This window comes from Amycolatopsis sp. WAC 04182 (assembly GCF_003947465.1).
In the GTDB taxonomy this organism is placed as follows: domain Bacteria; phylum Actinomycetota; class Actinomycetes; order Mycobacteriales; family Pseudonocardiaceae; genus Amycolatopsis.
The window spans coordinates 86,945-108,816 of sequence record NZ_QHJJ01000007.1; the positions used below are offsets into that span (position 1 = coordinate 86,945).

Sequence of the window (21,872 nt, forward strand, 5' to 3'; positions counted from 1 at the left end):
GCAGGCTTGTGAATCCTTGCAAAGGTGCAGACGAAGGTCGTGCCACGGTCGCAGCCGGGCGCGGTGATGTCGACCGCCGGTTCCGCCGCACGGAACGGCCGATGTCCACGCTGTCCAACCCTCGCTACGGTCGGTCGCATGGTGCGCCGCCGCGGGTTCGCACTGCTCTCGAAGCCGTCTTCCCAGCGAGTACGAAGAAGGGTGAACCGTGACCGATCAACGACACCAGCCGATCGCGATCGTCGGCATGGACTGCCGTTTCCCTGGCGGGGTGGAAACTCCTGAGGATTACTGGCGGTTGCTCGACTCGGGACGCCACTTTTCCACATCGTTGCCCACTGATCGGGGATGGGATCTCGCGTGGCTGTGCGACCCGAATGCGAAGGCCACAGGTGAAACCGTTGTGCGGCAAGGGAGTTTCTTCGCCGACGTGAGCACCTTCGACGCCGGGCTCTTCCGCGTGAGCCCGCGGGAGGCGACGCTGATGGATCCGCAACAACGCCTGCTGTTGGAGAGCACGTGGCGGGCCATCGAACGCGCGCGCATCCCCGCTGATTCCCTGAGCGGGACGCGCACCGGAGTCTACGTCGGGCTCCGTCATTCCAACTACCACTCCGTGGGCACGCCGCCGCAGGCGGGGAGTGGCGCGGAAGCCGACCTGTTGACCGGAGACGCGATGAGCGTGGCGTCCGGTCGGCTTTCGTATCTGCTGAACCTGAGCGGTCCCGCGTTGTCGGCGGACACCGCGTGCTCGTCGGGTCTGGTGGCGTTGCACCTGGCGGTGCGGGCGCTGAGGACGGGCGAGTGCGACATGGCGATCGCCGCGGCGGTGTGCGTGTTGTCCACACCGGACTTGTTGGTGGAGTTCGGCCGTGCGGGGGCGTTGACCAGTGACGGCCGGTGCAAGCCGTTCGCCGCCGAAGCCGACGGGTTCACTCCGGGGGAAGGCGTCGTGGCGGTGGTGCTGATGCCGCTGGACCGGGCGCTGGAGACCGGGCGGCCGGTGTGGGCCGTGGTGCGCGGGACCGCCGTCAACCACGACGGTACCGGGGCGGGGCTGACTGTGCCGTCCGGTGCGGCTCAGCGGGCGTTGATCGCGGACGCGCTCGCCGACGCCGCACTGCGGCCGGACCAGGTCGACCTGGTGGAGGCGCACGGCACCGGGACCAGGGTCGGCGACCCGATCGAGGCCCAGTCGATCCAGGCGGCCTACGGGACAAGGGATCCCGCGTCGCCGGTGTGGCTGGGGTCGGTCAAGTCCAACCTCGGGCACACCCAGGAGGCGGCGGGTCTCGCCGGGGTGGCCAAGATCGTCATGGCGTTCGCCGGCGAACGGATGCCCGCCACGCTGCACGTGGCCAATCCGACGCCGGAAGTGGACTGGTCGACGGGAAATGTGCGGCTACTGCGGGAGGCGCGGGATTGGCCGCGCGGCGACCGGGTGCGCCGCGCGGGTGTGCTGGCCTACGGGATCAGCGGGACGAACGCGCACGTGCTGCTGGAAGAGCCGCCCGAGCCACCCCCTCGCCGCGTCCGCCCGGCTGCGAACAGGTCCGGGCCGAAGCTGTGGCCGTTGTCCGCGGCCTCGGTGCCGTCGCTGCGCGGGCAGGCCGCGGCGATGGCCGGCTGGGTGCGTGACCGCCCCGACGCCGATCCCGGGGACATCGGCTGGTCCCTGGCGACCACCCGCGCTTCGTTGCCCGAACGCGCCGTCGTGGTGGGTGCGACCGTCGAGGCCCTTCTGGCCGGGTTGGACACACTTGCCGACACCGGGACGCTGTCCGAGGAGGCAGGCGCTCGGGCGCGGGCGGACTTCTCGGCGCAGCCGGTGTTCGTCTTCCCCGGGCAAGGCCCGCAGTGGGCGGGTATGGGTGCCGCCCTGTGGGACGAGTCCCCGGTGTTCGCCGAGGCGTTGCGCCGCTGTTCCCATGCCCTGGGGCAATGGCTCGACTTCGACGTGGTGGACGTGGTGCGCGGCGTCAGTGGCACGCCATCGCTGGAAGAATCGGAGGTGGTCCAGCCCGCGCTGTTCGCGATGTATGTGTCCCTGGCCGAGCTGTGGCGGTCGCACGGCGTGCGACCCGCTGCGGTGATCGGGCACAGCCAGGGCGAGATCGCCGCCGCGTACGTCGCCGGCGCATTGACCCTGCCGGAAGCCGCTCAGGTTGTGGTGGGGCGTTGCCGAGCGCTCCGGAAGGTCACCCGGGACGGCGCGATGGCGGCGCTGGGGCTGTCCGAGGAGCGGGCCAGGGCGCTGATCGACCGCTGGCGCGGCAGGCTCGACGTGGCCGCCGTCAACGGTCCTGCCGCCACCACGGCCGCCGGGGACACCGCGGCCGTCGACGAACTGCTGCGGCACTGCGAGGCCGAGGGCATCTGGTGCAGGAAGGTACCGGTCGACTACGCCTCCCACTGCTTCCACATGGAGGCGGTCCGCGACGAATTCCCGGTGCTGCTCGCGGGACTGCGGCCGACCGCGCCGGTCATCCCGATGTTCTCCACCCTGACCGGACGCGGTGTGGGCGGCGCCGTCCTGGACGCGGACCACTGGTACCGGGGAATCCGCCAGCCGGTCCTGTTCGAACAGGCCGTGCGCCGGGCGATGGGGCAGGGTTACCGGCGGTTCGTCGAAGTCTCACCGCACCCGGTCCTGGCGGGCTCGGTGCGGGACATCGCGGCCGACCTGGGGGTCGACGCACTCGCCGTTCCGACGTTGCGGCGCGGGCGCGGCGGGTTCGCCGGCGTGCTGGCCGGCGCGCACGTGGCCGGGATCGAGGTGGACTGGTCCCGGCAGTACCCGGACGCGGTCGAGGTCGACCTGCCGACCTACTCGTTCGACCACAACCGCTACTGGATCCCGGGCATGTCGCGGTCGCGCGACTTGTCGTCGGCGGGCGTGCGGGAAGTGCGGCACCCGTGGCTCGCCGTGTCGACCGATCTGCCCGGCGGCGTCACGGTGCGGACCGGCCACCTGTCGTCGACCGCTCAGCCGTGGCTGGCCGACCACTCCGTGTTCGGCTCGGCGATGCTGCCGGCGACCGGGATGCTGGAACTCATGCTGCACGGCATCGCGGGCACCGGTGCCGGTCGCCTGGAGGACGTGGTCTTGCACTCGCCGCTCGCGCTGACCGAGAGCGGCGCGGACATTCAGGTGCATACGGATCCACCAGGGGACAACAGCCGTCGCCCGGTCAGGTTGTACTCGCGTGCTCGCCTGCCAGGCGCTTCGTGGATACACCACGCGGACGCCGTCGTCACCGAGTCCGACGACGCCGAGCCGGTGTACGCCGTCGAGTGGCCGCCGGCCGACGCTGTCCCAGTCGATGCAGAGGAGCGGTACCGGGAGTTGGCCGGGAAGGGGTACCTGTATGGGGCGGCGTTCCGCAACATGACGGCCGCTTGGCGGACGGATGGGCGGATTTCCCACCTCGAGGCGGCGGTCGACCCGCGGCCGACGGACCAGGGCTTCAGCGTCCATCCGGCGCTGCTGGACGCGGCCCTGCACGGCGTACCTCTCGATGGGGACGGCCGACGGATCCTGTTGCCATGCGCGATCGACTCCGTCACGGTGCACAGCCGGGGCGCGACGACGTTGCGCGCGGTCATCACCGGCGACTCCGATCGGGTGGACCTGCGCGCCACCGACGCGTCCGACAAGCCTGTGGTCGACATCCGGGGGCTCCGGCTGCGTCCCACGACCGCCCGCGCGCTGCGCGCCACCCGCACGGCAGGGGACGCCATCACGTTCGACACCGCGTGGCGCGCCGTCGAACCAGCCACCCCGCCGCCGGGCCGATGGACTGCAGTGAGCCGCTGTGACGACCTGCCGGTGGACGCGAACCACGACAGCATGGCGAAGCTGATCGCCACGTTGCCGGCAGCCGGCCCGATGCCCGACGTGGTAGTGCTGGACTGCCGGGAGCGTCCGCGCGCCGACCAGGGCACGGAAACCGGGCGACTCCGCGAACGGCTGCACCGCGTGCTCGCCGACACGCAGGCATTCCTGGCCGAGGCCCGGCTGGGGCGATCCCGGCTCGTGCTGCTCACCCGTCGCGCGCAGAGCACCGCGTTCGGCGAGCCCGTCGACGACGTGTCCGGTGCGGCCTGCGCGGGGCTGCTCCGTTCTGTGCACAAGGAATACACCGACCGGGTGCGGGTGGTCGACCTGGACGACGACGTGCCGGATCTCGCCGTTCTCGCCGCCGCCGCGTCCGCGGGTGGGCCGGACGCCGCGGTGCGCGACGGCAGGTGCCTGGTACCTCGTCTGGTCCGCTCAAGTGACGAGGCGCTGGAACTGCCGGCAGGTGACACGCCGTGGCGGCTGGCGCCCGGGTCGTCTGGAACGTTCGAGGACGTCTCCGCCGACGTCGCGCAGGACCTGCGCATACCGGTCGGGGAAGGCCGGGTCCGGCTGAGGGTCGAGGCGACCGGCGTGAACTTCCGGGACACCATGATCTGTCTCGGACTGATCGAAAGCGACCGGATCGGCTGGGAGGTGGCGGGCACCGTCGTGGCGACCGGCCCCGGGGTCGCCGCACCGCGGGCCGGCGACCGGGTGGTGGCTTTCGCCGGGGACGGCGGTGGCTTCGCATCGATGGCGGACCTCGACCATGAGCACGTGTTCCCGATGCCACGCGGGTGGAACTCTGCCCAAGCCGCCGGTATCACCATCCCGTTCGTGACCGCCTATCACGCGCTGCACGTCCTCGGCCGCGTGCGACCGGGGGAGAAGGTCCTCGTGCACGCCGCGGCAGGCGGGGTCGGCACGGCGGCGGTCCAGCTCCTCCGGGCATGGGGTGCGGACGTCTACGCGACCGCCGGCACGGCGAAGCACCCGACGGTCGTGGACCTGGGCGTGCCACCGGGGCATATCGCCGATTCGCGGTCACCGTCCTTCGAGCCCCGTCTGCTCGATGCCACCGGTGGGACCGGGTTCGACGTCGTCTTGGGCAGCCTCACCGGGGAGTTCGTGGACGCGTCGCTGCGGCTGCTGCGGCCAGGAGGTCGCTACCTAGAGCTGGGCTTACGGGACGTCCGCGACCCGGAGGAGGTGGCTGCCCGGTACCCCGGCGCCACCTATCATGCCTTCAACCTGGTCGAAGAGCCGGCGGGAACGTTCCGGAGGGCGTTCGACGCGCTCCTGCCGATGTTCGAGGACGGGACGGTCCGGCCGTCGCCCGTGCGGCGGTGGGGTGTCCGACAGGCGCGCCAGGTGCTGCGCCGGCTCGGCCAGGGGCACACCACGGGCAAGGCCGTGCTCACGCCCCCTTGCGAACTCGACCCCGAGGGCACGGTCCTGATCACCGGGGGTACCGGCACCCTCGGCGGGCTGCTGGCCGTCCACCTCGCCACCGCGCACCGCGTGCGCCACTTGCTGCTGGTGAGCCGGCACGGCGAACAGGCGCCTGGCGCGACGCGGTTGCGGAAGCGGCTGGCCGCCATCGGCGCCTCGGTCACGGTGACGGCCTGCGACGTCGCCGACCGGGACGCGCTGGCGACCGTCCTCGCCGGCGTCCCCGAGGGGCACCCGTTGACCGCCGTCGTGCACGCTGCCGGGATCCTGGACGACGGCTTGGTCGCCGACCTGACACCCGAACGGCTGGACACGGTGCTGCGGTCCAAAGTGGACTCGGCGGTCAACCTGCACGACCTCACCTCGGACCTGGACCTGCGGGCGTTCGTCCTCTACTCCAGCGTGATCGGCCTGGTCGGCTCGCCTGGTCAGGCCGCTTACTCCGCGGCCAACGCCTACCTCGACGCACTGGCCCACCACCGGTGCCGGCTCGGCTTGCCGGCGGTCTCCGTCGCCTGGGGGTACTGGCAGGAGGACAGCGCGCTGACCGCGCGGATGGGCCGCGCGGACCGGGCTCGTGCCGCTAGGCAGGGATTCCTTCCCGTACCCACCTCGCAGGCCCTGAGCGCCTTCGACACCGCTCTGGAACTGGGCCGGCCGAGCGTGGCCGTCACCGCGCTGGGCGTGCTCGACGACCAGTCGTCCGATCTGTTCGCCGACCTTCCTCACCGCCCGGCCGGTTCCGACAGGGAAGCCGGGGACGGAGAACGCGCGGCGCTGCTGGCCCGTCCGGCGGGTCAGCGGCTCGACGCCATCACCAGCCTGGTGCGCAGGCACGCCGCGGCGGTCCTCGGCCACCCGGGTCCCGAGGACGTTCCGCACGACCAGCTTTTCCGACGTGCGGGCTTCGACTCGCTGTCCACCGTCGAACTCCGCACGAGGGTCGCCGCCGCGACCGGCACCACACTCGCCGCCACGGCCTTGCTCGACCACCCCACTCCGGTCGCGCTTGCCCGGCACGTCGACACCCTGCTCGACGGCTCGATGGTCGACGGCTCGGTGGACGACGGCGATGACGGGACGGATGCAGCCCAATCGTTCGTGACCGATGTCCTGACCATCTGGCGTGACGGCGACGCACGGCGGGCACGCCTCATGCTCGACGAAGCCGCACGAGACAGGGCCGCCGGTGATCTGCCGAGGCCGACGTGGCACCGGCTCACCACGGCTCCGGCACCCCTCCGGTTGCTCTGCGTGCCGCCGATCATCGCCTCCGACGCCGTGTCGCCCTACGCCACGTTGGCGGACGGGCTTGAAGGCTCGTGCGAGGTGTGGACGACCCGGTTGCCCGGCTCCGTCGAGGGCGAGCCCGTGCCGCGCAGCCTGGACGAGCTGGCCGAGGCGTGGGCGAACTCCGTGCCCGATGGCGAGATGTGCCTGCTCGGGCACTCGTCAGGAGGCCTGCCCGCCTGCCACCTCGCCGAAGCCCTCCGTCGCCGGGGCAGGGAAGTACGGGGACTGGTCCTGCTCGACGCCGCGACTCCGAGCACGCTGCCGGAGCGCGTGGCCAGGACGGTCATTGACCGCTTGGTGCAGGCGTCGGCCACGGTGAGCCTGGCCGCGTTAACCGCACTCCGCAGGTACGAGTTACTGCTCGACGCGGAGGGGGACACGCGGTCGGAGGTGCCGGTGCTGTTCCTGCACCCACACGACAGTCGCCTCCACGAACTCTGGTCGGGTCGGCTCGAGGTGTGGGAGGTGTCCGGCACCCACCTGTCGATGCTCGAAGAACACGCCGCCGAGACTGTCCGATCAATCCGGGACTGGCTCGACCTCCCGGACGTGAACATGCGAACGCCCCGGTCACTGAGTCAGGAGGGACAGCTCCTGCCGTCCACCGTTCGTGCCGACCCGTGACCGGAAACGAATTCGGTGCGCTCGCCGGATGGCGATCGCTTTGGCCGGCTTGCCGGTGCGCATGTCCGGCCACACGCGGAGTTCGGCGCAGAACCGGTCGACACCGGCCACAATGGACTGAGGGGATATCGCCGTCCGAAGCTGAAGACCGTGCGGACAGGTAAACGAGTTGGGTGTTCGGCGAAGGCCTCCCGCTCCGATGCCGCGCGTCTCGCGGTGATTCGATCGTGAACCCATCCTGCAGAGGATGGTGAAGCGAGCCGAGTTCCGCCCCGCGGAACGTTGGATTCACCGGGCGTCGGCGTCGGCTTAGTCTGGCTTTCGAAGCGGCAAGGGCACAGCCCAGATAGCAAGATCCGCGGCATTGTGATGCCCGTCGAGCATCGACCTCCGCTTTGGATACCAGGGTGTCCGACACCAGGATGGTCGACTCCTTCGCTGACGCGGGCATTTTGACGATCGCGAACTTCATGGAGGTGACGATGGATACCGGCCCGATCGGAATCTTGGGCACCGGTTCGTACGTGCCCACCGGGATCCGAACCAACGAGCAGGTCGCGGCGAAGGCCGGGGTGGACGCGGAGTGGATCGCGGAGCGCACCGGGATCAGGTGCAGGCACGTCGCCGGCCCGGAGCAGGCCAGTTCGGACCTGGCTGCCGAGGCGGTGCGCAACGCGCTGGAAGGGGCCGGACTGGCGCCGGAAGCGTTGGGGCTGCTGGTTTTGGCGACGTCCACACCGGACGAACTGGGACCGTCCTCGGCCTGCCGGGTGCAGGCGCTGCTCGGTGCGCACAACGCGGTGGCGTTCGACGTTTCGGCAGCGTGCACCGGATGGTTGTTCGGGGCACGGGTGGCGCACGACTGGCTGCGCGCCGGTACCGGAGAGCGGTATGCCGCCGTGGTCGGCGTGGAGTGCTATTCGCGGTTCCTCGACGAAGGCGACCGGGCGACCGCGTCGCTGTTCGGGGACGGTGCGGCGGCAGCCGTGCTGGGACAGGTCGAGGAGGGGTGCGGGTTCGCCCCGATCGTCCTGGGCAGCGACGGCAGGCAGGCGGGCGACGTGCTCATCCCCGCCGGCGGCAGCCGAGCTCCGAGCTCGACCGACACCGTGGCACGCGGTGGGCACTTGATCCACATGGACGGCGGGCGGGTCCGGGAGTTCATCCTGGACATCTTCCCGAAGGGGGCGGCGGACGCCCTGGGCCGGTCTGTGTTGTCACGGGACGAGGTGGACCTGGTGATCTCCCACCAGCCCAACCCCGTACTTGTGCGCTGGGCGTGTGAAGCGGCGGGGTTGGACGTCAATCGCCTGGTCGTGGTGGGCGACAAGGTCGGCAACATCGGGGCCGGCGGGCTGCCCTACGCGCTGGCCTCCGCCCACCGCCGGGGCCGGCTTCGTCACGGGGACCGGATCCTGGTGGTCGGGTTCGGCGCCGGGTTGACGTGGGGCAGCACCGTGCTGACGTGGGACGGCGCGGCGAGGAACGGGGACCGCATGGAGGAGAAGGCCGATGCCCTCGGGAGATGAACCGGTTTTCCTTGTCCCCGGCCAGGGCGCCGACGCGCGCGGGGTCCTGCACGAGCCCTATTGGGCCTCGGACGTGGTCCGGTCGGTGGCGGACGACGTCCTCGCCGTCGTGCAGCAGGTCCTCGCCGAGGAATGGCCGGGGAAACCGCCTCCGCTGCGCGAAGTCCTGCTGGACCCGGCCCAGACTGTCCACATGGGACTCGGTGTGCCGCAGATCGCGGGCTACGTGGTCTCGGTCGTGACCGCCGGGGCGTTGGTCGCCTCCGGTGTGGAGCCCGTGGCCGTCGTGGGCCAGAGCTTCGGGGAGATCGCCGCACTGGTCTGTGCCGGGTCGTTGGACGTGGCGGACGGCGCTAGGGCGGTGTGCGCGCTGAATTCGGCCTTCGAATCCGTGCGCGGGCAGGGTGCGATGGCGTTGTTGCCCGGCGTCGGCGAACGTGAGTGTCGCGAGCTGCTGGCCGGGATCGGTCTGCCTGACCTGGTGCTGGCATGTGTGAATTCCCCTGAGCAGACCGTGGTGAGCGGTTCGTCCGAGTCCGTGACGGCCCTGGCCACGGTGCCGGAGCTGAAGGTGGTACGGCTGCCCGTCCCCTATGCCTCGCACCACCCCGGGCTCGGCGGGGTCGCGGCACGGTTCTTCGAGGGCCTGCGTGCGGTGACCGTGCAACCTCCGCGGGTACCGGTGTACTCCCCGGTCGCGGGCAGGCGCTACACGCCCGAGGACGACCTGCGTCAGGCGCTGGCCGACTGCGTGACCAAGCCGGTGGACCTGCCCCCGTTGGTGCGGGAACTCGCTGCGCCGCAACGGTTGTTCGTAGAACTGGGCGCGGGGGACACGCTGACCCGTGCCGTCCGCGCCACGGTGCCCGCGGCACGGGCCGTCGCACTGCTGGGAAGCGATCCGACCTGGTTCCTGGACATGACCAACGAGCCTGCCCGGCAGGCAATCCCGAACTGCAAATCCTCAGCAGAAAGGAGCGCGATGATGAGCACCTTGACCGTGGACGGACTTCGCGGCGTGATGGTGGCGTGCCTGGGGGGCAGCGGCACCGTCGACCTGGAGATCACGGACCTGAAGACGCGGTCCTTCGAGGACCTGGACTTCGACTCGCTGGCCCGGGTCGAACTGCTCCACCGGCTGCGGGAGTCCTTCGGAATCGAAATCTCCGACGAGGATTTCCAGGGCTTCTCCGGTCCTCGTGACCTGCTCGACCACGTCAACGCTGTGGAGCGGGCATGACGGCTCGCGGCGCGCGTCTGCTCGGGGTCGGCGCGTACCGGCCGAAACGCGAGGTCGGCAATGTCGAAGTCGGCGAGGCGATCGGCGTCGAGCCGGGATGGATCGAGGCCCGGTCCGGGTTCGCGAGCAGACGGTTCGCCTCGTCCGACGAGACGGTGGAGGCGATGGCCGTCGTCGCCGCGACCGATGCGCTGATCAAGGCGCAGTTGGCCGCGACGGACATCGACGTGGTCATCATGGCGACGTTCACCTACCTGTGGCAGATGCCGGCCGCCGCGCCCGTGATCGCCCATCGGCTCGGTACCAAGGGTGGGGCGTTCGACCTGAACGCCGCCTGTGCCGGGTTCTGCTACGCGCTGGCCGCCGCCCGGGACTTCATCCGCTCGGGCAGCGCGCGGCACGTCCTGGTGGTGGCCGCGGAGCGGATGACCGACGTGGTCGACTCCCACGACAAGAACACCGCGTTCCTGTTCGCCGACGGTGCCGGGGCGGCGGTGGTGGGCCCATCGGAGGGAGCCGACGTAGGACCCGTGGTGTGGGGGTGTGATGGCGCGCAGGCGTCCGTGCTGACGATGACCACCTCGTGGGCCGACTTCGCCGCCGATCCCACGGCCGAGCAGCCGTACGTGCGGATGGACGGTCAACGGCTCGCCCAGTGGATCCGCCGGGAGGTCGTCCCTGCCGCCCGGCGGGCGCTGGACGCGGCTGGGGTCGGCTGGTCGGACCTGCGGGCGTTCATCCCGCACCAGGCCAACGCCCGGGTCGTCGGCATCCTCGCCGACGTCCTCGGCGTGCCGCCGGAGGTCGTCGTCGCCAAGGACGGCGTCCGGTCCGGCAACACCAGCGCGGCGTCGATCCCGCTGGCGATGCACGCCCTGCTCGACCAGGAGCAGGTGGCAAGCGGCGACCGGGCCCTGCTCATCGGGTTCGGCGCCGGGGCAAGCTACGCGGCCCAGGTGGTCACGCTCCCGTGATCCGAGGCGCGCCCGTCGCAGAGGACTGAGAGGACCCCATGTCTGATCGCACCGTCACCTCGATCGAGAGTGTTCCCACGACAGCCGTCGAAGCGGCCGGTACCCTCGCCGGACTGCTGGCCGGCCCGCTGCCCGCCGAGTCCCGGCGGGAGATCCTCGACCTGTTCGGGCACGAGATCTTCACGCCCCGCCACGGGCACCCCGAAGTCGACGGCTACCGGCTCACCTACCAGCGGATGCGGCACGTCGCCGATCACCTGGGGCGGCCCAACCTGGCCCACGACCCGCACCGCCTGTTCGAGCTCGTGGCCGCCGCCGGCGTGGTCGACCCGTCGCTGTCCGTCGCGATGGTCATCCATCACGGCCTGTGCCTGTCCTTCCTGGAGGACCTGGTCCCGGACCCGCGGCAACTGCGGGAGGAAAAGGACGCACTGATGGCGGTGCAGGCCGCCGGCCACCTGCTGGTCACCGAACTGGGGTACGGCAGCAGCCAGCTCCAGGTGCACACCACGGTGACCTACGACCCCGGCGACCGGAGCTTCGTCCTGCACACCCCGAATCCAGCCGCCCGCAAGTTCATGGGCAACGTCGGGCTGCGCGGGGTGCCCCGGCTCGCGGTGATCAATGCCCGCCTGGTCGTCGGAGGCCGGGGCCGCGGGGCGTTCCCGTTCCTGGTCCCGATGGCGCACGAGAATGGCCCGCTGCCCGGCGTCCGCGTGCTGCCTACGCCCGCCGGTGTCGTGCCGCTCGACTACGCCCTGGTGGACTTCGACCACGTGCGTCTGCCCTTCGGCTGCTGGCTCAGTGACGGCGCCGTGATCGACGACGACGGCGAGTTCACCGACCCGCACAGCGGCGACAGCCGGATCGCGCGGTCCCTGACCGCGGTGCAGAACGTGTGGACCGGCATGTCCGGAGCGCTGGCCGCCATCAGCCGCACCAGCGCGGCCACCGCCCTGCGCCTGGCCACCCAGCGCACCGCGCTGGCGCGGGTCGGCACCGCGCGTCCCTTGATCGACTACGTGTCGCAGCAGCGATCCCTGTTCTCCTGCCTGGCGTCCGCGCTGACCATCACATGCCTGGCCAACGACGCCCGCAGGGTGCGCTCCGACCTCGTCCTGGCGTGGCGCAACGGCGACCCGGGTGCGCCGGTGCCGACCGGGACGATGACCTGGACACCGTGGACCGACGTGAACCGCACCTTGGCCGTCACCAAGGTCATGGCGGCCTGGGCGGCCGAGGCGATCACCGCCGAATGCCGTTTGCGCTGCGGTGTGATGGGCTCATTGACCGCCAGCCGCTTCCTGGACTACCAGGGCCTTGGGCACATGCTCAACTCCGGCGGCGGCGACAACTTGTTGATCCTGCTGGACGCCGCCCGTGCCCTGGTCACCGAAGCGGGCTCACGCCCGGCCCCCTCGATACCGGAGACCCACACCCGAACGGTGAGCGACCCAGGGCTGCTCCGCGACCTGCTCGCCGTCCAGGAACACACCCTCGCCCACCGCATCCACGAGGCGGTGGAGGACGCCAAGACACGGGGCATGGACGACTTCGAGGTGTGGAACCCGCACACCGCCGACCTTCGCGTACTCGGCGAGACCCACGGCCAACGGCTGGCCGTCGAAAGCCTGATCGCCGCCTTGGACACCCTCCCCGACACCTCGGAGGCGGCGACCGCACGGCACCTCGGCTCGGTCCACGTACTCGATGAGTTGTCCCGGCGGGCGTCGTGGTTCCTGTGCGAGGATCTGCTCGGCACCGACCAGGTCCGCGGGATCGAGTCGGACCTCGCCGCGCACTGCGCCGCACTGGCCGGTCACACCGACGAACTCCTCGACGCGTTCGGCGATCTGGTGCCCTTGTCGCATTCGCTCCTGGGCGGCGACGACTACATCCGGTCCGTCATCGAGTGGGCGGAGTCGTCCGCGTAGACGCACCGCCCTGCGACCGGCCCGGTGCGGATCGCTCCGGGCGGCCGCAAGTCTTCCGCTGGAGGACGCCCGCGACCGGGCTGGCGCAGGCATCGGTCGCATTGTCGTGGTCGACTGCGGCATCCGTGGCGTCTCAGAGGCATCACACGCTGTGGTCTTTCCTGCTTCCCACCGGGTATCTCACAAGGAGTGCCGCCGCAGGAGGCCTTGGCGCCCGGACTCGGTCCAGGCCGCGTCGAAATCCGTGTGCGACGGCTTGAGCGCGATCGTGCACACCGTCGCGCGCTGGTACGGCACCCCGATTCTCGGAGGTCGGCGTCGACGAGGGGAAGCGCTCTTAAGGAACCGTCAGCGGCTGCCTCGTCACTGACGCGGAGGTTCTCCTGAACAGCCGGTCCAGATGCAGGTCGATCGCGGCGAGCGCGTCCTGGGGCTTGATCACGTCGAGTTCGATCAGGGAGGTGAAGCCGGTGAGGGCGAGGAGCAGGTTGGTCTCGGTCGCCGGGTCGCGGCCGGAGTCGATGTGCCCGTCGGTGATCGCCTGGCGGACCAACTGCTCGACGAGCGCCCGCCCTTGGACGAGGCCGCGGCGCGCGTGCTCGTGCACGGCTTCGTCGTGCAGCGCCTCCAGGACGTAGGCGGCGCTCATCCGGCTGGTCGCGCGGGCGTCGGGATGCAGGGGGAGCATTTCCGCGAGCGTCAGTCGCAGCATGTCACGGGGGTGTGGACGGTCACCGAGTTTTTCGAGCCCCTGGTGTACGCGCGCCGAGGTCTGCTCGGACGCGAAATCCATGGCGAAGGAGAGCATGGCGGTCCGGGAGGCGAAGTAGTGCTGCAACTGCCCGAGTGACATGCCCGCCTCCTGCGCCACCACGCGCATCGTCAGCTGTGTGACGCCGCGCTGCTCCACCACCCGCCACAGTGCGCGGGCGATCGCTTCGCGGCGTGCGTGGTGATCCACCTGTTTCGGCATCGCCGACCCTCTCGTGCCCCGGGACTGTTCCAATACAGTTGACATAATACACCTGACCCATAATCCTGGGGCCACTCGCGGGAAGGAATCGTCATGTCCGAACAGCCCAAGGTGCGGACCACGGAAGGCGTGGTGCAGGGACTCTGGCGGCAGGGGCACGCGGTGTTCCGCGGCATCCCCTACGCCCAGCCGCCGGTCGGAGCGCTCCGCTTCGCCGCGCCCGCGCCGCCGCACCGCTGGGAGGGAACGAGGCAGGCGGTCGAGTTCGGCCCCGTGGTGCCGCTGTCCCTGCCGATCGACGTGCCCCCGCAGGGCACCGACTGGCTGACGCTCAACGTCGGCACTCCGGATCCCGGCGCGGCGGGACTGCCGGTGCTGGTGTGGATCCCCGTGGGCGGCTACGTCTCGGCGGCGTCGAGCGACCCGATGTACGACCCGGCGGCGCTGGCCGGGGCGGGAGTCGTCGTGGTGACCATCAACTGCCGCGTGGGCGCTGAGGGATTCGCGTTCCTCGACGATGCGCCGCCCAACCGAGGATTTCTCGACCAGATCGCGGCGCTGGAGTGGGTGCAGCGCAACATCGCCGCCTTCGGAGGCGACCCCGGCCGGGTCACCGTGGGCGGGGTGTCCGCCGGGGCGGGCTCGGTCGCCGCCCTGCTGACCATGAAGTCCGCGCGCGGCCTGTTCCGGCGGGCCATCGCCCATTCGGTGCCGGGGCTGCACAGCACGCCCGCGCTGGCACGGCAGGTGACCGCCGCGTTCGCGGACCGGCTCGGCGCGGTCCCCACCGCCGAGGCCCTGCGCGACATCGACCCATGGCACCTGGCCGCCGAGCTCACCTCGTTCAACGCCGGCCTCCACGCGCACCGGGAGAGCTGGGGACGCCTCACCGAGACCGGCACCGCGCTGTGCCCCGTCGTCGACGGCGAGGTCCTCCCGGAAACGCCCTGGCCCGCGCTGACCGCCGCGCACGCGAGCGGGACCGAACTGCTCGTCGGCCACACCCGGGACGAATTCCGGTACTTCAGCGTCATGAGCGGACGGTGCGGCACCTTCACCGAGGAGGACGCCCGCGCAGCTCTGGAACTACTTGCCCCGCAGCCGGACGGCGCGCGGGCCTACCGGGCCGCGTTCCCGCATGCAGGCCCGGAGGAGCTGGTGGAGACGGTGTATTCCGACGCCCTCTTCCGCATGCCGTCGCAGAAGCTGGCCGAGGCGAACGCGGCAGCCGGCGGCACCTCGTACCTGTTCGAACTGTGCTGGGTTTCCCCGGCCCTCGGCGGCATCCTGGGCGCCTGCCACAGCCTCGACGTGCCCCTGGCGTTCGGCACGCTGGACAGCCCCGTCGGCACCCAGCTCATCGGCGAGGAGCCCACTCCCGAGGCCGTCGCGCTCTCCCGCGAACTCCAGGAGACATGGGTCCGCTTCGTCACCACCGGCGACGCGGGCTGGTCCGCCCACCGGCCCGGCGGGCACCTCACCCGCGTCCTGGACACCGAGTCGAAGACTCTGCCCTACCCCGAACAGACATCCCGCCAGATCTGGGAAGGCCACTCGCCCGCCCCCTTCGATCTCTCGTAGAGGGCTTCGTCGTCGGCGAGGGTCGGATCCTCACCGACCGGTATCCCGGTTCGGTCGAGGGAACGAGGGCTCAGTACGGGGGATGGGCTGTCAGAATCGAGAGTGTGATGAGTGCCGAAGATCCGAATCCGCCGCGGCTGACCGCGCGGGTGATCGGGGGCCCGCGGGAGTACGACCAGCCGTGTCTGGTCGAAGTGCGTCTGCTCAACACGAGCGACGTCGTGGAGTTGTTCGATGTGACCTTCCGTGCGGACGGTGGTTCGATTCCCGAGTCACTGGAGCGAGTGAGTCAGGCCGTGTATCCCAGCGGGGATCATGTCTGGACGATCCCGGTACTGCTCAACGAGCAGACGTCGGCCCGGTTGGTGGTCGAGGCCCGCGGCGAGCAAATGAGATCACATCGGCGTATCGAGCTGACCGTGCCGAGCGAGTCCGAGGTCGACTCTGGTGGGGACAGGGCTGCGCCCGTCGAGGCCTCGAAGCTCACGCCGTCACGGTTCGCGTTGCTCAGTGACCATCCGATCGCCCCGGGTGAGGACATGTTCGAGCATCGGGCCATCGCTGAACGCATGGCCGGATTTCTCCTCGACGCGCGTGCCGTCACGCCGTTCACGATCGGCATCCAGGGCGGTTGGGGTGTCGGCAAAAGCAGCCTGATGCAGTTGCTGCGCCACGCAGTCGAAGACCGGGCCGAGGAACATCGCGGGCGGGTCCGCGTCGCTTGGTTCAACGCTTGGACCGCGGAAGGCACCAACGCGCTCACCGGCCTCATCCGGTCCGTGCTGGACCAGCTCGACCCGAGTGTGCTTCGCCGGATCCTTCGCCGCGCCCGGCGTTCCTCGTGGCTCGCCACCCCGTTCGTCGTTTTGGCCTCGTGGGTCGGCCTGCGGGCACTGGCCGACGACCTGTGGCAGCGCTTCCGGGTCGACGCCGCGCAGCGCAACCGGATCCGCAAGGAAATCCAGGACGCCGTCGCCGCGTGGTCGGACAAGAACCGTCCCCTCGATCAGCGGCGGATGCTCGTGGTCTTCATCGACGATCTCGACCGATGCTCCCCGGAGAACATCGTCCAGGTCTTCGAAGCGATCCGCCTCTATCTCGACGCACCGGGGCTGACCTTCGTCATCGGCTACGACCCGGCGATCATCGGCGACGCGCTCGCCCAAAGCGAACACGCCTCCTCCGCCGACCTCAGCCGTGCCTACCTGGAAAAGATCATCCAGGTCGACTACGTCGTTCCCGTCCCGGACCCCGAACGGTCGCTCGACCTGGCACGTGCCTGCGCCCACACCTCCGGCATCGCGCATCTGCTCGCCGACGAAGACCTGTCTCTGCTCGTCCAGCGCAGTGAACGCAATCCACGGCGGCTCAAGCGGTTCCTCAACACTTTCGTGCTCTCCCACCAGATCGACGGCCACTCCTCCCGGCTGCGCTCGGACGAGCACATCAAGATTCTGTTGCTGCGCATGTACTTTCCCAGTCTGTTCCGGCTGATCCTCGTCGAGCCCGAACAGGACATGCTCGGCCAGCTCATCGAACTCGCCCGCCTCCGGGCCGCCGTTCGCGCCGGTAGCGACATGGACCGTGAGCAAGTCGAATGGCTCTGCCGGATCACCGGTCTCGCCGCCCCGGCCGACGGCGAGTCGGCGGAGGACGTGTTGACCCGGCTGGAGAAGAACATCCCCGAATCCGTGATCGCCTTGTCCCGCGACAACGGCCTGTTCTCCCTCGCCTGGAGCCTCGGCACTCCGCACCAGCGCGCGGACCTGCTGCAACGCGCCCGCGAACGCCTCCCCTCATTGGCGCCGATGGGATTGTCAAGCACACCGGCCGGCGGAACGAAGAACGATCGCATGGTCGTGTGCTCCGGCTGCGGCACATCAGGCCATCTCAGCGACACGTTCTGCCCGAACTGCGGCACCTACCTCGAAAGGTCTGCCGTCACAGCCGATTCCGACGGCGGCACGTCCGCGATCACGTCACCGGCCGGAGGGCCATCCACGGGCCGCGAGGTTGCGGGTGGCCAGGCCGAGTTCGGTCTTCGGTACCAGCAGGGCCGCGGATAGTTTGATGCTGCGTTGTTTTGACGTCACGCGGGCGCGGTGCGGTCGCCCTGACTCCCGCGGTGTCCATCGCCGCACCGCAGAATTACTCGATCGGCGCCCGTGACTACGAAAAGGAAGGTCCACACGGGTCCGTCAAGGCCGCGGGCGGCACCGCGCACACGCTGTACTACCCGGCGGACCTCAAGGGTGACGCCTCCGCTCACCCGGTGCTGATTTGGGGAAACGGCACCGGTGCGACGGTCGAACAGTACGAACTCCTGTTCACCCATCTCGCGAGCTGGGGCTACGTCGTCGCGGCGGCGAACACCGGTCAGTCGGGCTCGGGGAAGGAAATGCTCGACGGAGCGAAGTACCTGATCGCGGAGAACTCCCGTGAGGGCAGCGTTTTCCGCGGCAGGATCGATGCCCGCCGCATCGCGGCCGCCGGGCACTCCCAGGGCGGGGGTGGCGCGATCGCCGCGGGCGCGGACCCGTTGGTCAAAACCGTCATCCCGATCATGCCGGGACCGCAGGGCAACGTGAACAAGCTGCACGGCCCGGCACTTTTCGTGTCCGGCCAGGCGGACACCGTCGTCCCCGCGTTCTATGTCCACAGCAGGTTCTTGGCCTGCGACCAGGTGCCTGCGGTGTACGGCGAGCTGAAGGGCGCCACGCATTTCCTGCAAGGGGACACCCGCTACCGGGCCGTGGGCGCATTGACCGCGTGGCTGCAGTACCACCTCGTCGGCGACCAGGTCGCGAAGGGCGTTTTCTTCGGTGCGAACCCCGGACTCGCCCAGGACGACGACGGCTGGTCCGAGTTCAAGCGCAACAAGGCGGCGAACGCCACCTAGGCGGATTGGGTCAGGGTCCTTACTTATCGCCTTTGTGCTGGTCAGTGCCACTGACCGGGTGGAAGGTGTAGGGACTGCCTGCCGAAGGGAAGACCGTGTCGAAGCGAGTCCAGGAGACTGTGGTGTCCGCTCTCGAATTGCACCTGGTCAGGGAGCGCATGGTGGTGGGTGTGGCGCGCCGGATGGCCACCATGCCGGACGTCGCCCCGTACCTGAGGGGTTCCTCACGTCCGGTGGCGATCCGGCTCATCGGCGAGGTGCTCGCGCGCTGCCTCGACGCGCTCGCGCCGGGTAGCGGGCTCAGCGCGGGACAGGACGCGTTGCGCTCGCTGCCCGGGGAACCGGCCGCCGTCAGGGCCGTGATCGCCCGGGCGGTGGGCAGGCCTGCCTGGGAACAGCTCTCCGGAGTCATCGAAACGTTCGGCACCACCTCGCAAGCGGTGCGCGACGCGGCGGAGGTTCTGTTCGACTGTCTCGTCGACCTGGCACGGCCCCACTGATGACGGGCCGTCCGGAGTGGCCAGAGGTGGTCAAGGAGGTCGGCAGGCCTGCCGCCTTCGTCGTGGTCGAGGGGGAACCCCGCGCCGGGCGGACGACGTTGCTCGGCAGGCTGGGCCGTCACGAACGGCAGGGCTCCGTCGTGCTCCAGGCGCGTTGCACGCGCCTGGCCGATCCCGTCCCGCTCGGGCCGGTACTCGAGGCCTTGAAGGCGGCTACCGTCGAGTGGGCCGCATCGGCCTCGAGGCTGTCACCCCTCGCGGGTTGCCTCCGGCCGCTGCTTCCGGAACTCGACGCCGTGCTGCCGCCGCGCCCGGAGGTGGCCGGCTCGACACGTGCGCTGGTCTTCAGGGCGCTGCGTGAACTGCTGACGCTGCACGAGCGCACCGTCCTCCTTGTCGACGACGTCCACGACGCCGACGAGGAGACGCGCGATCTCCTGCGCTATCTGGCGGCCTGCCCCTCGCCACGCCTGGCTGTCGTGACCGGTTCGGTGCCCTGTCGACGGCAACCCGTGCCCGGGGCCACCTGGTGGCCTCCCCGGACGGGCGTGACCGCGTACTTCACCTTGGATCCGCTGGAGATCGAGCAAGTCGTGGAGTTGGCCGGGTCGCGTGAACTCGCCGAGCGGATCCACCGGCGGACCGGCGGGGTCCCCGGCGCGGTCGATGCCGTGCTGAAGGCGATCGCGGACGTCGCGGACGAGCGGTCCGGGGTGAAGCTCGCCGAAACCGTCCTCCCGTCGGCCTGGACGACGTCGGTGGCCGCGCGGCTCGCGGACACCTCGCCCAGCTGTGCGTCGCTCGTCGAAGCGGCGGCGGTTCTGGGGCACCCCGCGGGAAGCCGCGCGCTCGCGAAGGTGTCCGGAGTGGACGGTGACGAAATCGTCGACGCCTTGCTGTGCGCGCTGGGCGCCGGATTCCTGCTGGATCTGGGACGGGACCGGTACGGGGCGCGTAGTCCCTTGCTGGCCGACACCGTGTACGACTCGATTCCGGGACCGCGCCGATGCCTGTTGCACACGCGCGCGGCGAAGCTTCTCGCCGCCGACACGGAACCGGCCGCGGCGCGGATCGCTCGTCACCACCGCGAGGCGGGTGAACTCGCGGAATGGATCCGGTGGACCTCCGTCGCCGTCGACAGCGCGGCGGCGGAGGGAAGCCCGGACGAGGCCGTCCGGCTGCTCGCCGAGGTGCTCGAGGACCCGGGATTGTCGCGAGCGGGGAGGGAGAAGTTCGCCGTCCGGCTCAGCAGGGAGATGATGCATGGCCTGGTCGACGAGGACACGGTCCGGCTGCTCCGCGTCGCGGTGCGCGACTGGTCGCTGAGCAGAGCGGCGCGGGGTGAGATCCGGCTCAACCTCGGCAGGATCCTGATCAACCAGACCGGGCAGGTGGACGCCGGGCGCTCGGAGATCGAACTCGCCCTCACCGACCTCTCGGGCAAGCGTGCCCTGCTCGCCCGAGGCCTGGCGACGCTGGCACTACCCCATGTCGGAGCGGTGTCGGTCGAGGAGAACCTGCGCTGGCTCGACCAGGCGGAACAGGTGAGCAAGGGGATCCGCGACGTCGAGGTGCTCGCCGCGGTGACCGCGAACCGGATGTCCAGCCGGATGCAGGTGGCCGATCCCCGAGTCTGGCAGGACGTCGGCGACCTGCCGGACTCACCGCCGTCGGCGGACGTGCGCCGGCAGGTCAGCCGGACCTACATCAATCTCGCCGACGCGGCCGCGTGGAACGGGTACTACCCGGTCGCCCGGACGTATCTCGCGACGGCACGCCGCCTGATCCACGACGAGCACCAGCCGTATCTGGAGGCGCTGGCCGACGGGGCCAAGCTCCGGATCGACGTCGCGACCGGAGCCTGGGCGCAGGTGGAGACCGAGGCCCGTCGCCTGGCCGACCGGGTCGGTCACGAAAGCTCGCTCGCCGCGGAACCGTTGCTCGCGCTCGGCTGGCACGACTTCGGGCTGGGGCACCGCGCGTCGGCGCTGAGCAATTTCGACGCCGCTTTCGCCCTCGCCGGTGGAAGCGTCCCGCTGCAGGCGTCCGCGTTCGCCGGGCGAGTGGCGGTGCTGCTCGCGGGAAAGGACCTCGCCGCGGCACGACGGCTCACGGATTTCGGTTTGGACAGCTTGCGCCGTAAGAACAACTGGGTCTGGGCGGCGGAACTGATGCCCCTGGCCGTGCGGGTCATGCTCGACCGGCAGGAGTCCGGCGCCGCCGAAGAACTCGTGGTCGAGTACCGGCAGGGCATCGCCGGTCGCGACGCGCCACTGGCGCACGCCGCGGAGATCCTCTGCCAAGGCTTGCTCGCGCGTGCCCGTCCTGCCGAAGCCGCTGAACTGTTCGGCCACGCGGCCAAGGCGTATCACGCCCTGCCTCGACCCTACGCCGCCGCGGGCGCGGACGAACTCGCCGGTGAATGCCATCTCGAACTCGACGACCAGGAGCGGCTCCTGGGTGCGTTCACCTCGGCCGAGACGACCTATCGTGCGCTCGGGGCCCTTGTGGACGCTCAGCGGTGCCGCCGGATCCTGGTCCGGCGCGAGGATCCCCGCACCCCGCGGCGGGGGCGCCGAGGCTACGGCCAGTCTCTGTCACCCCGCGAGCGTGAGGTCGTGCTCCTGGCAGCGCAGAATCTCACCAACCGTCAGATCGCGGAACGGCTCTTCCTGTCGGCGCGCACGGTCGAGGTCCACATCGGCCGGGCGCTGAGCAAACTCGATCTGCCTTCGCGTGCGGTGCTGAGCGAGGAATTGCTGCGCACCCGGCTCTCCTTGCCGCACGACTCGGCGACGGCCTGACCGCGACGCTTCCCCGATGATCGCAGAATCAAGAAGGCCTTCGTGTGTCCGCGCCAATAAATGGGGACCCGCATCTGTTTCCACTACGGTCCTGAATAATTTTCCGAGATCGATTTTGTGGCTGTTTTTCATGCGAAAAGCGCTGGTGGGAACGTTGCGCTATTTAATTGAGTAGTCGGCGCGGGGCGACCACTATTGTTTCTCCCGGCTCGAAATTTCACAGTTGTC

The 21,872-nt window shown here is 70.2% G+C and carries 11 protein-coding genes; 10 read left to right on the top strand and 1 reads right to left on the bottom strand.

Going from position 1 to position 21,872, the window contains the following annotated elements:
- Positions 1-208 precede the first annotated feature (208 nt).
- From DMH01_RS32645 to DMH01_RS32665, 5 genes are all read left to right on the top strand, one after another.
- Entirely contained in the window at positions 209-7,210 is a 7,002-nt protein-coding gene (locus tag DMH01_RS32645; protein ID WP_125681617.1) for a type I polyketide synthase, read from the top strand.
- Between the two features lie 407 nt (positions 7,211-7,617).
- Entirely contained in the window at positions 7,618-8,739 is a 1,122-nt protein-coding gene (locus tag DMH01_RS32650; RefSeq protein ID WP_199745718.1) for a 3-oxoacyl-ACP synthase III family protein, read from the top strand.
- On the top strand, positions 8,723-9,979 hold the full coding sequence (locus DMH01_RS32655; protein WP_125681619.1) for an acyltransferase domain-containing protein: 1,257 nt from the start codon (positions 8,723-8,725) through the stop codon (positions 9,977-9,979). Before DMH01_RS32650 ends, DMH01_RS32655 begins: the two co-directional genes overlap by 17 nt.
- Positions 9,976-10,953, top strand: coding sequence for a beta-ketoacyl-ACP synthase 3 (locus tag DMH01_RS32660; protein WP_125681621.1), 978 nt, complete (start codon positions 9,976-9,978; stop codon positions 10,951-10,953). The genes DMH01_RS32655 and DMH01_RS32660 overlap by 4 nt, the downstream gene beginning before the upstream one ends.
- Before the next feature lie 38 nt (positions 10,954-10,991).
- The gene (locus tag DMH01_RS32665; RefSeq protein ID WP_125681623.1) at positions 10,992-12,887 is read left to right on the top strand and encodes an acyl-CoA dehydrogenase; all 1,896 of its coding nucleotides are present in this window, start codon (positions 10,992-10,994) and stop codon (positions 12,885-12,887) included.
- A gap of 337 nt (positions 12,888-13,224) precedes the next feature.
- On the opposite strand, the gene DMH01_RS32670 is transcribed toward DMH01_RS32665, so the two are convergent.
- Positions 13,225-13,860 carry a TetR/AcrR family transcriptional regulator gene (locus DMH01_RS32670; RefSeq protein WP_125681625.1) on the bottom strand — a complete coding sequence of 212 codons (636 nt, stop codon included), beginning with the start codon at positions 13,858-13,860 and terminating at the stop codon, positions 13,225-13,227.
- A gap of 93 nt (positions 13,861-13,953) precedes the next feature.
- Here DMH01_RS32670 and DMH01_RS32675 point away from each other — a divergent pair, with 93 nt between their 5' ends.
- From DMH01_RS32675 to DMH01_RS32700, 5 genes are all read left to right on the top strand, one after another.
- Positions 13,954-15,441 (top strand): carboxylesterase/lipase family protein, encoded by a 1,488-nt coding sequence (locus DMH01_RS32675; RefSeq protein WP_125681628.1) that lies wholly within the window; start codon positions 13,954-13,956, stop codon positions 15,439-15,441.
- A 107-nt stretch (positions 15,442-15,548) separates the two neighbouring features.
- Positions 15,549-17,507, top strand: coding sequence for a P-loop NTPase fold protein (locus tag DMH01_RS32680; RefSeq protein ID WP_125681630.1), 1,959 nt, complete (start codon positions 15,549-15,551; stop codon positions 17,505-17,507).
- A 59-nt stretch (positions 17,508-17,566) separates the two neighbouring features.
- Positions 17,567-18,340: an acetylxylan esterase gene (locus DMH01_RS32690; RefSeq protein WP_233621743.1), complete on the top strand. Its 774-nt coding sequence runs from the start codon at positions 17,567-17,569 to the stop codon at positions 18,338-18,340.
- Positions 18,341-18,462: 122 nt separating this feature from the next.
- On the top strand, positions 18,463-18,840 hold the full coding sequence (locus tag DMH01_RS32695; RefSeq protein ID WP_125681635.1) for a hypothetical protein: 378 nt from the start codon (positions 18,463-18,465) through the stop codon (positions 18,838-18,840).
- Positions 18,840-21,644 carry an AAA family ATPase gene (locus DMH01_RS32700; RefSeq protein WP_125681637.1) on the top strand — a complete coding sequence of 935 codons (2,805 nt, stop codon included), beginning with the start codon at positions 18,840-18,842 and terminating at the stop codon, positions 21,642-21,644. Before DMH01_RS32695 ends, DMH01_RS32700 begins: the two co-directional genes overlap by 1 nt.
- The last annotated feature ends 228 nt before the right edge of the window (positions 21,645-21,872 follow it).

Bases quoted from the DNA above. Each gene is read 5' to 3' on its own strand.
- DMH01_RS32655 (WP_125681619.1), top strand. From the start codon at position 8,723: ATGCCCTCGGGAGATGAACCGGTTTTCCTTGTCCCCGGCCAGGGCGCC.
- DMH01_RS32665 (WP_125681623.1), top strand. From the start codon at position 10,992: ATGTCTGATCGCACCGTCACCTCGATCGAGAGTGTTCCCACGACAGCC.
- DMH01_RS32680 (WP_125681630.1), top strand. From the start codon at position 15,549: ATGAGTGCCGAAGATCCGAATCCGCCGCGGCTGACCGCGCGGGTGATC.
- DMH01_RS32660 (WP_125681621.1), top strand. From the start codon at position 9,976: ATGACGGCTCGCGGCGCGCGTCTGCTCGGGGTCGGCGCGTACCGGCCG.
- DMH01_RS32700 (WP_125681637.1), top strand. From the start codon at position 18,840: ATGACGGGCCGTCCGGAGTGGCCAGAGGTGGTCAAGGAGGTCGGCAGG.
- DMH01_RS32675 (WP_125681628.1), top strand. From the start codon at position 13,954: ATGTCCGAACAGCCCAAGGTGCGGACCACGGAAGGCGTGGTGCAGGGA.
- DMH01_RS32670 (WP_125681625.1), bottom strand. From the start codon at position 13,860: ATGCCGAAACAGGTGGATCACCACGCACGCCGCGAAGCGATCGCCCGC.